Raw genomic sequence first — 11,793 nt, 5'->3', positions numbered from 1 at the left:
GCGCTCACGGGCCGTCAGCTTGCCCTTGGCGTGCTGCTTCTCGACGGCGCGTTCCGAACCGGCGTGCGTCGCTTCCTCGATACGGCGCCTCAGGTCCGCGAGCTTGCCCGCGGTCGTGTGCATCCCCGCGCCGCTCACTCCTCGCTCACCCGTTCGCGCTCAGTACTCGCCTCGTGGAAATGGTTCATGAAGTTCTCCAAGATCGATGGGAGGGGTGAGCCGCCCGGGCGGCCTGCTCCTCCGCAGGTCAGAAGGCGTCAGCTGGAACGTGGACGCCCCAGACGTCACGAAGCGCGTGAGAGACCTCACCGACCGTGGCGCGCAGGCGTAGCGCCTCGCGCATCGGACGAAGCACGTTGCCGGTGCCCTGAGCGGCCGTGCGCAGCGAGTCCAAGGACCGCTCGACGGCGTCGCTGTCGCGTTGCTTGCGCAGGTCGGCAAGGCGCTCGCGCTGGTCGGCCTCGATATGTGGATCGACCCGCAGGGGTTCGTACGGTTCTTCCTCGTCGAGGGCGTACTTGTTGACGCCGACCACGGTGCGTTCCTGGTTGTCGATCTCCAGCGCGATTCGGTAGGCCGACTTCTCGATCTCGGACTTCTGGAACCCCTGCTCGATCGCCGCCACCGCACCACCGCGGTCCTCCACGGCCTGCATCAGTTCCACGACGGCCGCCTCCATGTCGTCGGTCATCGCCTCCACGGCGTAAGAGCCGGCGAAGGGGTCCACGGTCGTCGTGACGTCCGTCTCGAACGCGAGCACCTGCTGGGTGCGCAGGGCCAGCCGTGCCGCCTTCTGGGTGGGCAGGGCGATGGCCTCGTCGTAGGAGTTGGTGTGCAGGGACTGCGTACCGCCCAGAACCGCACCGAGCCCTTGCAGCGCTACCCGGACCAGGTTCACCTCGGGCTGCTGGGCGGTCAGTTGGACACCTGCCGTCTGCGTGTGGAAGCGCAGCATCTGTGACTTCGGATTCACGGCCTTGAACTCGTCCCGCATGATGCGCGCCCAGATGCGCCGGGCCGCACGGAACTTGGCGACCTCCTCCAGCAGTGTGGTCCGGGCGACGAAGAAGAACGACAGGCGCGGCGCGAAGTCGTCCACGTCCAGGCCGGCGGCGAGCGCGGCGCGGACGTACTCCTTGGCGTTGGCCAGGGTGAAGGCTATCTCCTGCGCGGGCGTGGCTCCCGCCTCGGCCATGTGGTAGCCGGAGATGGAGATCGTGTTCCAGCGGGGCATCTCCCGTTGGCAGTAGGCGAAGATGTCGCTGGTGAGGCGGAGGGACTCCTTCGGGGGGTAGATGTACGTCCCGCGGGCGATGTACTCCTTCAGTACATCGTTCTGGATCGTTCCGGCCAGCTGATGCCCCTCCACGCCCTGTTCGGCGGCGACGAGCTGATACAGCAGAAGCAGCGTCGAGGCCGGCGCGTTGATCGTCATCGAGGTGGACACCTTGTCGAGCGGCAGCCCGGAGAAGAGCGTGCGCATGTCGTCGATCGAGTCGATCGCCACGCCCACCTTGCCCACCTCGCCCCGGGCGATCACCTCGTCGGAGTCGTGACCCATCTGCGTCGGCAGATCGAACGCCACGCTCAGGCCGCCTGTGCCCGCGGCGACGAGTTCGTGGTACCGGGCGTTGGACTCCTGTGCCGTACCGAACCCGGCGTACTGCCGCATCGTCCACGGCCGACCCGTGTACATCGACGGGTACACGCCCCGGGTGAACGGGAACGCCCCAGGGGCGCCCAACTTGCTCGGCGCGTCGAGACGCTCCGAGAAGGAGCTGTCGTAGACGGGCCGTACCGACAGGCCGGACTCGTTGCGGGTGACGTCGTTCACGCCAGGCCCCTTCCTCACGTGACATCCTCGTTCGGTACTGAATACCTGAGAAACGGTACTCAGTACCGTTGCTTCGGGCAAGTGGCGGCCCGGACGGGGAACAGGGAAGGATGGGCCCATATGAGCAGGGCATCCACGCGGGACCGACTCGCGCAGTCCGCGTTCGCTCTCTTCGACGAGCGCGGATACGAGCAGACGACCATCGACGACATCGCCGAACGAGCCGGCGTGGGACGCACCACGTTCTTCCGGCACTACCGCTCCAAGGAAGAGGTCATCTTCCCGGATCACGACCGACTGCTGGCCGCGATCCGGGAACGACTGGCCGGCTCGACGCACGCCACCGCACTGGCGGCCGTCTCCGACGCGGTCCGCCTGGTCCTGCTGCACTACCTCGACGAGGGCGATGTGGCTCGCCGACGGTACGCCCTCACCAGCAAGGTGCCCGCCCTGCGCGAGCGGGAGATCGTCAGCGTGGCCCGCTACCAGCGGCTGTTCCGCGAGTTCATCTCGGACTGGATGGGAGACACCGGCAGATCCGCGCCGTTGCGGGCCGAACTGATGGCGGCGAACGTCGTCGCCGCCCACAACCACGTGCTGAGAAGGTGGCTGAGGACGGAATCGGCCGATCCCGTCACCGAAGTCGACGAGGCCATGAGCGAGGTCCTCGCCCTCTTCCCGTTCCCCTCGCCCCCCTCGGTGACCGACGACAGCGGAGCGACGGTCGTCGTACTCAGGACCGGGACCCCTGTCGACGCGCTGCTGCCGGCCCTGCGAAGGCTCATGGACCACGGCCCCGAGCTCTGAGGTACCGGACTTCGGGCCGGAACACGCGCTTCAGGCGGTGCGCTCGCCCTCCTTGCCCGCTTCCAGCCCGGGCGCCCGCCTTCCGGTGATGAACTGCTCCGCTTGGTCCATTGCTTCGTGGAGGGCGGCCGTCCGCCGGGTGAGGGCTTCCTTGGAATGGTTGCGTGTGGCGATGTAGGGCAGGTTCCGCCGCACCGCGTCGACCACCAGCTCCCCGACCGTGTCGGCCGGTGCGCCGTGCTCCTTCAGCACCGCGTGCGACACGTCCAGGATCGCGGCCACCTTGGTGGACTGCGCGGGCGCGTCGCCGGGACGCATCCGGCGTGTGTTCTCCACGATGTCCGTGGCGACCGGGCCAGGGCACAGGACGCTGACTCCGATCCCCCGCGGGGCCAGTTCGGCACGGAGCGACTCACTGAGTCCCACCACGGCGTACTTGCTCGCGTGGTAGAGGAAGCCGGAGCCGAACTCGCCGAGGCCGGCCTCGGAGGACGTGTTGACGATGTGGGACTCGGTGCCTGCCTCCAGCATGAGAGGCAGGAAGGTCTGCAGTCCGTTGTACACGCCATTGAGGTTGACCCCGACGACGTGATCCCACATGCCGTACGACATGCGCGACGGGCTCGTGGAATCGGCTATGCCCGCGTTGTTGAACAGCAGGGTGACCGGACCGAGATCGTCGACCACCGCAGTGGCGGTGCGCGCGTACGCGTCACGGTCGGTGACGTCGAGGGTGTAGACGCGCACGTCGGTGTGGTCGGCCAGTTCGCGTCGGGCTTGCCGCAGCGCGTCCTCGTCGACGTCAACGAGAGCCAGTTTCACCCCGTGCCGTGCCAATGCGCCGGCGATGCCGAGCCCGATGCCACGGGAACCACCCGTGATGAATGCCGTGCGACCGTGCAGATCCCGCACTGTGCTCTCCTCCGTCTCGCCGTTTCCGCTGTGGGTGCCGCCGGTGACCGCCGCCCGGTCCGCAGGGGTTCACGCAGGCCCGCCCGCCGAGGCCCCCGCCGGATGGACCGGGCGACCCGTCATCGAACGCGCGCGCCGTCGAAGGGAACCTTGATGAAGGCGTTCACCTTGGCGTCGCCGCTGATGGTGTCGCCCTCGACACAAGCCCTGAAGGTGAGCGTCAGGGGCATCGGCCGGGTGATCGACACCTTCCAGGTCGCGATGTCCCCGTCGACCGCGTACTCACGCAGATCGGTGCTGCCCTCGTCCGTGGTCATGGTGCCGCCCGGGGCATCGCCGCCGAGCAGGTCCAGCCTCGCCGTCTGCTTGCCCTGCGGCGCGTGCAGGGTGATGTCCCAGCTTCCTTCGAATGTCATGACTGCTCCTTCATAGGCTCGTTCGCGCCCGAGGGCACGACGGCGGTGCTTGTGACCTGCTTCGCGGCAGCGGCTTCGCGAGGGGTGCGCGAGGCCGGGCTCGAGGAACCTCGCCGGTTCGTCTGCGCAGGACCCCTTTCGGTCACAAGGTAGACGAGCATATGTTGGTTGACATAGACCCTGTTCACCTGATGCATTGTGATGCCGTTCACAGACGGGATTTGGGAGGTAAACATGGCTGACGCAGCACAGAGCTTCGAACTGGTAACCCTGATCGACGGACTTCGCTTCACGGAGTCACTTCGCTGGCACGAGGGGCATCTCTACTTCGCAGATGTCCACAACGGTCACGTCTTCCGGCTCGGCAGGAGTGGCGAGAAGGAGCTCGTCCTCGACCTGGGTGAAGCCCCGGGGGGCCTCGGCTGGATGCCCGACGGCTCTCTCCTGCTGGTCGCCCAGGACTCACGCCGGCTGATGCGCTACGCGCGGGGCAGCCTGACCCTGCACGCGGACCTCTCCGACACCGGCGACTGCGCACTGAACGACATGTGGGTCGACGCGAGCGGGCGCGCCTATGTCGGCGACATGGGTTTCGACATCCACGCCTTCAACCGGCTCTTCGCCGCGGGGAAGCCCGAGGCCCTGGAACTGGTCCGCCCGGCCCACGTCCACCTCGTCCTGCCCGACGGCACCGTGGAGACGGCTACGGACGAGCCGGTCCTCTTCGCCAACGGCATCAGCGTGACCGACGCCGGTGAGGTCGTCGTCGCCGAGTCCTTCGGCATGCGGCTGACAGCGTTCGAACAGCGCGCCGACGGCCGTTTCGGCGCCTCGCGCACCGTGTTGGAGCTGGGCTTCGCCCCCGACGGCCTGAGCCAGGCACCAGGGCAGGGAACCTGGGTCGCGGACCCGAGCGGCAACCGAGCGATCCTCGTCGGACCCGACGGTGCGGTACTGCGGGAGATCCCCACCGAGCACAAGTGCCTCGACATCGCGGTCGGCGGAGACGCGGGCCAGTACCTCTACCTCGCCACGAGCCCCACCACCGACCCGGCCGACACCCTGGCCGCGCCGTCCGCGCGCATTGTGCGGGCATCCCTGCACTGACGTCCTCCCGGGTCACGCCCGCGAGAAGGCCGGACGAGCGTCGCCCGGGAGCAGATGTGAATTCTGGACCGCCCAAGATTCACCGTTGTAGCCGGCGCCAGCCGCCCAGCCGCCTGCACTGACTCCCTGGCGTCACAAGTGAACCCGGATTCGTATCACATCAAGTTCAAGACAGAGGGAGCTGCCATGAGTACACGGGTGACCGTCGCGGGCGTGGGGATGATCCCCTTCAAGACGCCCCGGAACAGCGAGTCCTACGACGTGATGGGTGAGAAGGCGGTCCGGGCCGCGCTCGCCGACGCCGGGATCGGCTACGGCTCGGTGGAGCAGGCGTACGTCGGCTATGTGTACGGCGACTCCACCTGCGGCCAGGCCGCGCTCTACGGCGTGGGTCAGACCGGCATACCGATCGTGAACGTGAACAACAACTGCTCCACCGGTTCCTCAGCCCTGTTCATGGCGCGGCAGGCGATCGAGAGCGGGATGCTGGACTGCGTCCTCGCGCTCGGCTTCGAGCAGATGCAGCGCGGTGCGCTGACCAGTCACTGGGAGGACCGGCCGAGTCCGTTCGCCCGTTTCGACGAGGTGGCCCTGGCCGCCCAGGGCCCGTCCGACGCTCCGTTCGCACCCCGATACTTCGGTGGGGCGGGCGCGCAGTACGCCGCGGAGCACGGACTGGCCGAGGACACCTTCGCCCGGATCGCCGTCAAGGCGCGGCAGCACGCGGCGCACAACCCCTACGCGGTCTTCCGCGACCCGGTGACGGTCGAGGAGGTACTCGCCTCGCCGCACGTCTACGGCCCGCTGACCCGTCTGCAGTGCTGCCCGCCCACCTGCGGCGCCGCTGCGGCGGTCCTGTGCTCGGAGGAGTTCGCCAGGCGGCACGGCCTGCGTACCGACGTCGCGATCACGGCGCAGGCCATGACCACTGACCTGCCGTCCACCTTCACCGAAGGGGACATGCGCAAGGTCGTCGGCTATGACATGTCCAAGTCCGCCGCCAGGCAGGTGTACGAGCAGGCCGGGATCGGACCGGAGGACGTGAAGGTCGTGGAGCTGCACGACTGCTTCACCACCAACGAGCTGCTGACGTACGAGGCGCTCGGTCTCACCCCGGAGGGCACCGCGGAGAAGTTCGTCGCCGACGGCGACAACACCTACGGCGGCCGGGTGGTCACCAATCCGTCCGGCGGGCTGCTGTCCAAGGGCCACCCGCTGGGCGCGACCGGACTGGCGCAGTGCACGGAACTGGTCTGGCAACTGCGCGGCGAGGCTCAGAAGCGGCAGGTGGACGGCGTGCAGGTGGCACTCCAGCACAACATCGGTCTCGGCGGCGCCGCCGTCGTGACGCTGTACGAAAAGGTGGGCTGACCGTGCCGATCGACGCGGAGGCGGCCAAGGCGCTGTCGTTCGAGCCGCTCACCGTGAACATCGAGCGAGGCCGCCTGCGGTTCTTCGCGAAGGCGACCGGCCAGACGGACCCCCTGTACACGGACGTGGACGCCGCCCGGCGAGCCGGCCATCGCGACCTGCCGGTTCCACCGACGTTCCTCTTCAGCCTGGAGATGGAGCAGCCGGAGCCGTTCGGATACCTCGTCGCACTGGGCGTGGACCTGCGCCGACTGCTGCACGGAGAACAGTCCTTCACCTATCACCGGCCGGCCTTCGCAGGCGACAGCCTCACCCTCCGGCCGCGCATCACCGACGTCTACAGCAAGAAGGGCGGCGCACTGGAGTTCCTGGTCAAGCGGACCGACATCAGCCGCGGGGGTGAGCCGATCGCCGAAGCACGGAGTGTACTGATCGTGCGGGCCGCGGAGGTGGCGGCATGACCGTGCGACAGCCCGAGGCGGGGACCGAGCTGCCCGCGTTGAAGGTCCCGCCGATCTCCAGGACCACCCTGGCCCTGTTCGCGGGGGCCTCCGGCGACCACAACCCGATCCACATCGACACCGACGTGGCCGGATCCGCCGGACTGGACGACGTCTTCGCCCACGGGATGCTGTCGATGGCCTACCTGGGCCGGCTGCTCACCGACTGGGTGCCGCAGGAGCGGATCCGCTCCTACCAGGTGCGCTTCGCCGCGATCACCCCCGTACACGGCCGCCCGATCTGCACGGCGCGCATCGTCTCCGTACAGGACGGTCTGGCCACCCTCGCCCTGTCCGTCGCACTGGACGACGGAACCCTCACCCTCGTCGGTGACGCCGTCGTCGCCCTTGACTGACCGAACCGACACACCCGAAAGGAAGCATTCACATGGGGAAGCTCGACGGCAAGGTCGCCATCGTCTCCGGATCCGGCCGCGGCATCGGCCGTGAGATCGCACTCAAACTCGCCACCGACGGTGCCGCCGTCGTGGTCAACGACCTGGACGCGGAACCCGCCAAGGAGACGGTCTCCGTCATCGAGGCAGCCGGTGGCCGGGCGACCACCTGTGTGGGCAGCGTGACCGACGCCGACTTCGCCGAACGTTTCGTGAGGACGGCCGAGGAGAGTTTCGGCGGACTGGACATCATCGTCAACAATGCCGGCTACACCTGGGACAGCGTCATCCAGAAGATGGGTGACGACCAGTGGGACGCCATCCTGGACGTACACCTCAAGGCACCGTTCCGGATTCTTCGTGCCGCACAGCCGGTGCTCTCCGCGGCTGCCAAGCGCGCTCGCGAGGCCGGCGAGACCGTGCCGTGCCGCAAGGTCGTCAACATCTCCTCGATCGCCGGACTCGGCGGCAACGCCGGCCAGGCCAACTACGCAGCGGCGAAAGCGGGCATCACGGGCCTGACCAAGACCCTGGCCAAGGAGTGGGGCCGTTACAACGTCACGGTCAACACAGTGGCGTTCGGTCTGATCAAGACGCGGCTCACCGACACACCGGCCGACAGTGACGGCACGATCGACGTGCAGGGGCGGGAGATCAAGGTCGGCGTCAGCGCGGCACTGCTCGACGCCATGGAGAGCGCCATTCCTCTCGGTCGCACCGGTACTCCGGCCGAGGCCGCCGGCGCGGTGTACCTGCTCTGCATCCCGGAGTCCGACTACGTCAGCGGGCAGACCCTGATCTGCGGCGGCGGCTTCCAGATCTGACGGGAAGACTCCGTGCCGTACTCCGGCGGCACGGAGTGCAGGGCCTGACCGCTCGTGACGGCCTCCGGACCGGGGACCGCTCCTTACCCGAACGGCAGGCGCTGCATCCCTCCCCCACTGACCGCTGAAGAGGGCCGGGCATGGGCCGTGCCCCCCGCACCCCGGGCATCCCCGGCGTCGACCCCCCGAGCGTCGTCGGCTGTCTCGACGCCCTGCGCGGCGGAGCCCGTGGGCGACCGCGTCGACGTCCTCGGTGCCGACGGCGGCGACGAGGCGCACGAGGACCCCGAAATGTACTTCCGCCTCTGGCATCGGCATGGACTACCGCGCGCCGGGCGGGCTGGCCGCGCCTGATCCCCCGCGCCGCGCACGGCGCGTCGCTCCAGTGCAAGACCTCCAAGGTCGGCGCTGGGCTCGGCAGCCCGGACCACGCACCCGGCCCTAACCTGCTCGAGCGGCAGCCAGCTGCCGTCTCACCGTCTCGGCGAGTGCCGTGGACTCAACCGTCGCGGTGACCACCGTGGCTCCGAGTCCGGCGTACACGGCGGCGGTCGCTCCGTCGTAGGTGTGGACGCCGACGGGCATCCGGGCGGCGACGGCACGGTCGACGACCGACGCGACGACCTCCCGCATGTGGTTCCGGCTCTCCTCGTCGGCCCGGCCGAGTGAGAGCGCGAGGTCGGTGGGACCCACGTAGATCCCGTCCAGTCCCTCGACGTCGAGGATGGCGTCGAGGTCGTCGAGGGCGGCCGCGGTTTCCAGGACGGCGAGGACCAGAGGGGCTTCGGAGCCACCCGCCAGCCGCCCAATCGACCGCTTTCCCGAGGGCCCGTAACGGCAGGATGCGACCACCTCCCGCACATGGTCGGCGCCCAGCACGTTGGGTACGAAGACTCCGCAGGCCCCGAGGTCCAGGGGGCGTCCGATGTCGGCGAAGTGCGCGCTGCGGGTGCGGACGAGGGGGACCGAGCCCGCCGCCCTGATGGCGGCTGTCGTACCGGGCAGCTCCGCCTCACCCACGGCACCGTGCTGAAGGTCGAGCACGACGAAGTCGGGGCCGGTGCGGGCCAGCAGTTCCGCGGTCACCGCGCCGGGCAGGAGACTCCAGACACCGTGACGGGGCCGCCCGGCGGACCAGTGCCGGCGGAGGCCCGCCGTGTCGGGAGGGGGCGTCGTCGGATCGGGGTGGGCGGTCGCGTTCATGGGAAGCCATCTTTCCGAGGCGCGAGATCACTGACTGTCAGCCCTGGTCGGCGAGCCGGGCGAGACGCTGGGTCCACTTCACGGCGGACCGATCGAGGTCGCGGTCGACGTCGAGGGGCGTGATGCTCACGAAACCGTGGGCTGCCGCATCGAGGTCGGTGCCCGGCGCGCCCTCGGTGTTCGATGCGAGGGTCCGTAGCGCCGCGGTGTAGTGCCCCGGCCGCGGTCGGTCCGTGCCGACAGGGTCGAATACCAGCGTGAAGTGGGGAAAGGCGGTCTCCGGCCGTGTCTGGCGCGTGCCCTTCGGGGTGGTTGTTGCCGGAGCATCGTCCACCGTGCTCGACGGTTTGGTGACCACGGGACAGCACACGTTGAATGCCACGCCTCATGGGATCGGGAAGCCGGTGCTCCGCAAGTGAACGATGTCCCTCACCAGGTCGACCGCGTAGGTGTTCAGAGCCGGCTGGGCTGCCGCGAAAGCACCCGGGAAAGGCTCGTTGGCGGACTCGGTGCCGCCGATGTTCATCGCGACGGCGGGGATGCCGAGGGTCGTGGCGGCGACAGCGGCGTTGACCGTTCCCGACGCGTCAAGAGGTGTGTACCGACCGCTCGATACTGCGGTACGATGCGGGCAGTCGAGGATTTCCGGAGCAGTGTGGGCGATGCAGAAGACGACGCAGGACACCATGAGCACCAAGCGCCGGATCGTGCAGGCCGCGACACGGCTCTTCGCGGAGAAGGGGTACCTGGGCACCGGCGTCCGCGACATCGAGGACGCGGTCGGTATCCGCAGAGGTGCTCTGTATTACCACATCGGCAACAAGGAGAACCTCCTCTTCGAGATCGCCCACGGCCAGATCGCGAGCATGAACGCGCGCGTCGCGGAGATCGCCGAGACGGACGTCCGTCCGGAGGAGAAGCTGCGCGCCGTCGCTCATCTTCTGATCCAGGCGATAGTGGACAACCAGTTGGCGACGACCGTGTTCTTCCGGGACTGGATCTGGCTCGGAGATGAGAAGCGCGAAGAGATCCTGGCCATCAGGGACGCCTTTGAGGACCAGGTTGCCCGCATCATCGCCGAGGGCGTGGATGCCGGCGTCTGGGTGGACCGCGGCCCGCTCGTGGTGAAGGGCGTGCTCGGCATGCTCAACCACACCTACATGTGGTTCCGTCCGCAGGGCAGCGTGAGCGCCGACGAACTCGCCGACACCTACGTCGACATCCTCGTGCACGGACTGGGACCGGGACCGGCAAGCGCTGAGGAGTGACCATGTCAGGACCCCTGACCGGAGTCCGTGTCGTCGAGCTGGGCGGCATCGGGCCGGGCCCGCACGCCGCGATGATCCTCGCCGATCTGGGCGCGGACGTGGTGCGCGTCCTGCGACCCGCGGCGTCGAACGGCGGTCTCGACATGGCCTGGGAGCCGCGGGGCTGCCGGAAGACCGAGCTGGACCTCAAACTGGCGGACGACCGGCGCCAGTTGCTCGACCTCGTCGCCGTCGCCGACGTCCTCGTCGAAGGCTTCCGGCCGGGCGTGGCCGAACGGCTGGGCGTCGGACCGGACACCTGCCTGGCATTGAACCCCGGCCTGGCCTACGGGCGGATCACCGGCTGGGGTCAGGACGGCCCGTGGGCCCGGGCCGTCGGCCACGACATCAATTACCTCTCCGTCAGCGGAATTCTGCACGCGATCGGTCCCGCCGACGAACGGCCGGTGCCACCGCTGAGCCTCGTCGGTGACTTCGGCGGCGGATCGATGCTGCTCGTCGTGGGCATCCTCGCCGCGCTCATGGAACGGAACCGCTCGGGCCGGGGGCAGGTCGTCGACGCCGCGATGCTGGACGGTGCCATGCTGCTCGGGGACCTGTTCCTCGCCCAGCGCAGTGCCGGACTCTGGACCGACCGGCGCGGCGACAACGTCATGGACGGCGGGGCGCCGTTCTACCGCACCTACACCTGCGCCGACGGCCGGTTCGTCGCCGTCGGCGCCATCGAGCCGCAGTTCTTCGCGGAACTCGTCACCGTGCTCGGCCTGGAGCTGCCGGACGGTTTCGACCACCTGGACCGTGCCAACTGGCCCACTTTGGCCGATCGGTTGGCGGCGGCGTTCCGGGCACAGGACCGGGACCACTGGGAGAAGGCCTTCGCCGGCCGTGACGCGTGCGTGACACCGGTGCTCTCCTTCGACGAGATGCCGGCACACCCGCACATCGAGGCACGCCGTCTGGTCGAGGAGCACGACGGGACACTTCATGCCGCGCCGGCACCGCGCTTCTCCAGGACGGCCACCCAAACGCGTGCGGGGGCGAGGGAAAAAACCGGGAGCACAGGAACGGTCTGGCTCTTGCGGGTTCTAGGGGAACCCCCCACCCCACCCCTCCAAGCAGACTCCCAGGAAACAAGGTGGGACCACACAGAGGAAAG

General features: G+C 68.7%; 14 protein-coding genes and 1 pseudogene. 9 read left to right on the top strand and 6 right to left on the bottom strand.

Translation table 11 applies throughout. The features are described 5' to 3' along the window. Window positions 1-247: 247 nt before the first annotated feature. Window positions 248-1,834 carry a methylmalonyl-CoA mutase gene (locus ACFCZF_RS37900; protein WP_376675532.1) on the bottom strand — a complete coding sequence of 529 codons (1,587 nt, stop codon included), beginning with the start codon at window positions 1,832-1,834 and terminating at the stop codon, window positions 248-250. A gap of 120 nt (window positions 1,835-1,954) precedes the next feature. Between ACFCZF_RS37900 and ACFCZF_RS37895 the strand changes: the two genes are divergently transcribed. Then, entirely contained in the window at window positions 1,955-2,641 is a 687-nt protein-coding gene (locus tag ACFCZF_RS37895) for a TetR/AcrR family transcriptional regulator (protein WP_376675531.1), read from the top strand. A 30-nt stretch (window positions 2,642-2,671) separates the two neighbouring features. On the opposite strand, the gene ACFCZF_RS37890 is transcribed toward ACFCZF_RS37895, so the two are convergent. After that, window positions 2,672-3,553 carry an SDR family oxidoreductase gene (locus tag ACFCZF_RS37890; protein WP_376675530.1) on the bottom strand — a complete coding sequence of 294 codons (882 nt, stop codon included), beginning with the start codon at window positions 3,551-3,553 and terminating at the stop codon, window positions 2,672-2,674. Window positions 3,554-3,672: 119 nt separating this feature from the next. Next, entirely contained in the window at window positions 3,673-3,969 is a 297-nt protein-coding gene (locus ACFCZF_RS37885) for a hypothetical protein (RefSeq protein WP_376675529.1), read from the bottom strand. A 234-nt stretch (window positions 3,970-4,203) separates the two neighbouring features. Here ACFCZF_RS37885 and ACFCZF_RS37880 point away from each other — a divergent pair, with 234 nt between their 5' ends. The 6 genes and pseudogenes from ACFCZF_RS37880 to fadH form a co-directional block, all read left to right on the top strand. Beyond that, window positions 4,204-5,076, top strand: a complete 873-nt coding sequence (locus tag ACFCZF_RS37880) for an SMP-30/gluconolactonase/LRE family protein (protein WP_376675528.1) — start codon at window positions 4,204-4,206, stop codon at window positions 5,074-5,076. A 186-nt stretch (window positions 5,077-5,262) separates the two neighbouring features. After that, entirely contained in the window at window positions 5,263-6,447 is a 1,185-nt protein-coding gene (locus tag ACFCZF_RS37875; RefSeq protein ID WP_376675527.1) for a lipid-transfer protein, read from the top strand. Between the two features lie 2 nt (window positions 6,448-6,449). Further along, on the top strand, window positions 6,450-6,908 hold the full coding sequence (locus ACFCZF_RS37870) for a MaoC family dehydratase N-terminal domain-containing protein (RefSeq protein WP_376675526.1): 459 nt from the start codon (window positions 6,450-6,452) through the stop codon (window positions 6,906-6,908). Beyond that, window positions 6,905-7,303, top strand: a complete 399-nt coding sequence (locus tag ACFCZF_RS37865) for a MaoC/PaaZ C-terminal domain-containing protein (protein WP_376675525.1) — start codon at window positions 6,905-6,907, stop codon at window positions 7,301-7,303. Before ACFCZF_RS37870 ends, ACFCZF_RS37865 begins: the two co-directional genes overlap by 4 nt. Before the next feature lie 32 nt (window positions 7,304-7,335). After that, window positions 7,336-8,166 carry an SDR family NAD(P)-dependent oxidoreductase gene (locus ACFCZF_RS37860; protein ID WP_376675524.1) on the top strand — a complete coding sequence of 277 codons (831 nt, stop codon included), beginning with the start codon at window positions 7,336-7,338 and terminating at the stop codon, window positions 8,164-8,166. A 143-nt stretch (window positions 8,167-8,309) separates the two neighbouring features. After that, window positions 8,310-8,585, top strand: a pseudogene (fadH, locus tag ACFCZF_RS37855) (NADPH-dependent 2,4-dienoyl-CoA reductase); the annotation flags it as partial. Between the two features lie 22 nt (window positions 8,586-8,607). On the opposite strand, the gene ACFCZF_RS37850 reads toward fadH, so the two are convergent. Genes ACFCZF_RS37850 through ACFCZF_RS37840 form a run of 3 tightly spaced genes read right to left on the bottom strand, consistent with a single transcriptional unit; the run spans window position 8,608 to window position 10,066 of the window. Next, window positions 8,608-9,369, bottom strand: coding sequence for an HpcH/HpaI aldolase/citrate lyase family protein (locus tag ACFCZF_RS37850; RefSeq protein ID WP_376675523.1), 762 nt, complete (start codon window positions 9,367-9,369; stop codon window positions 8,608-8,610). Between the two features lie 37 nt (window positions 9,370-9,406). Then, window positions 9,407-9,751: a hypothetical protein gene (locus tag ACFCZF_RS37845; RefSeq protein ID WP_376675522.1), complete on the bottom strand. Its 345-nt coding sequence runs from the start codon at window positions 9,749-9,751 to the stop codon at window positions 9,407-9,409. 3 nt (window positions 9,752-9,754) lie between these two features. Continuing rightward, the gene (locus tag ACFCZF_RS37840) at window positions 9,755-10,066 is read right to left on the bottom strand and encodes a hypothetical protein (protein ID WP_376675521.1); all 312 of its coding nucleotides are present in this window, start codon (window positions 10,064-10,066) and stop codon (window positions 9,755-9,757) included. On the opposite strand from ACFCZF_RS37840, the gene ACFCZF_RS37835 reads away from it, so the two are divergent. Next, a complete protein-coding gene (locus ACFCZF_RS37835) occupies window positions 10,056-10,637 on the top strand; it encodes a TetR/AcrR family transcriptional regulator (RefSeq protein WP_376675520.1) in 582 nt (193 codons plus the stop codon). The genes ACFCZF_RS37840 and ACFCZF_RS37835 overlap by 11 nt on opposite strands. Window positions 10,638-10,639: 2 nt before the next feature. Next, a partial coding sequence (locus ACFCZF_RS37830) for a CaiB/BaiF CoA transferase family protein (RefSeq protein ID WP_376675519.1) occupies window positions 10,640-11,793 on the top strand: 1,154 nt, incomplete at its 3' end.

The sequence above is a fragment of the Streptomyces sp. NPDC056296 genome (genome assembly GCF_042268605.1).
Classification (GTDB): domain Bacteria; phylum Actinomycetota; class Actinomycetes; order Streptomycetales; family Streptomycetaceae; genus Streptomyces.
The sequence above is the reverse complement of the archived record's forward strand: the minus strand, read 5'-3'. Positions and strand labels throughout refer to the sequence as shown.

Coding starts and splice junctions, on each gene's coding strand:
- ACFCZF_RS37880 (WP_376675528.1), top strand. CDS start 4,204: ATGGCTGACGCAGCACAGAGCTTCGAACTGGTAACCCTGATCGACGGA.
- ACFCZF_RS37865 (WP_376675525.1), top strand. CDS start 6,905: ATGACCGTGCGACAGCCCGAGGCGGGGACCGAGCTGCCCGCGTTGAAG.
- ACFCZF_RS37860 (WP_376675524.1), top strand. CDS start 7,336: ATGGGGAAGCTCGACGGCAAGGTCGCCATCGTCTCCGGATCCGGCCGC.
- ACFCZF_RS37895 (WP_376675531.1), top strand. CDS start 1,955: ATGAGCAGGGCATCCACGCGGGACCGACTCGCGCAGTCCGCGTTCGCT.
- ACFCZF_RS37850 (WP_376675523.1), bottom strand. CDS start 9,369: ATGAACGCGACCGCCCACCCCGATCCGACGACGCCCCCTCCCGACACG.
- ACFCZF_RS37835 (WP_376675520.1), top strand. CDS start 10,056: ATGAGCACCAAGCGCCGGATCGTGCAGGCCGCGACACGGCTCTTCGCG.
- ACFCZF_RS37885 (WP_376675529.1), bottom strand. CDS start 3,969: ATGACATTCGAAGGAAGCTGGGACATCACCCTGCACGCGCCGCAGGGC.
- ACFCZF_RS37875 (WP_376675527.1), top strand. CDS start 5,263: ATGAGTACACGGGTGACCGTCGCGGGCGTGGGGATGATCCCCTTCAAG.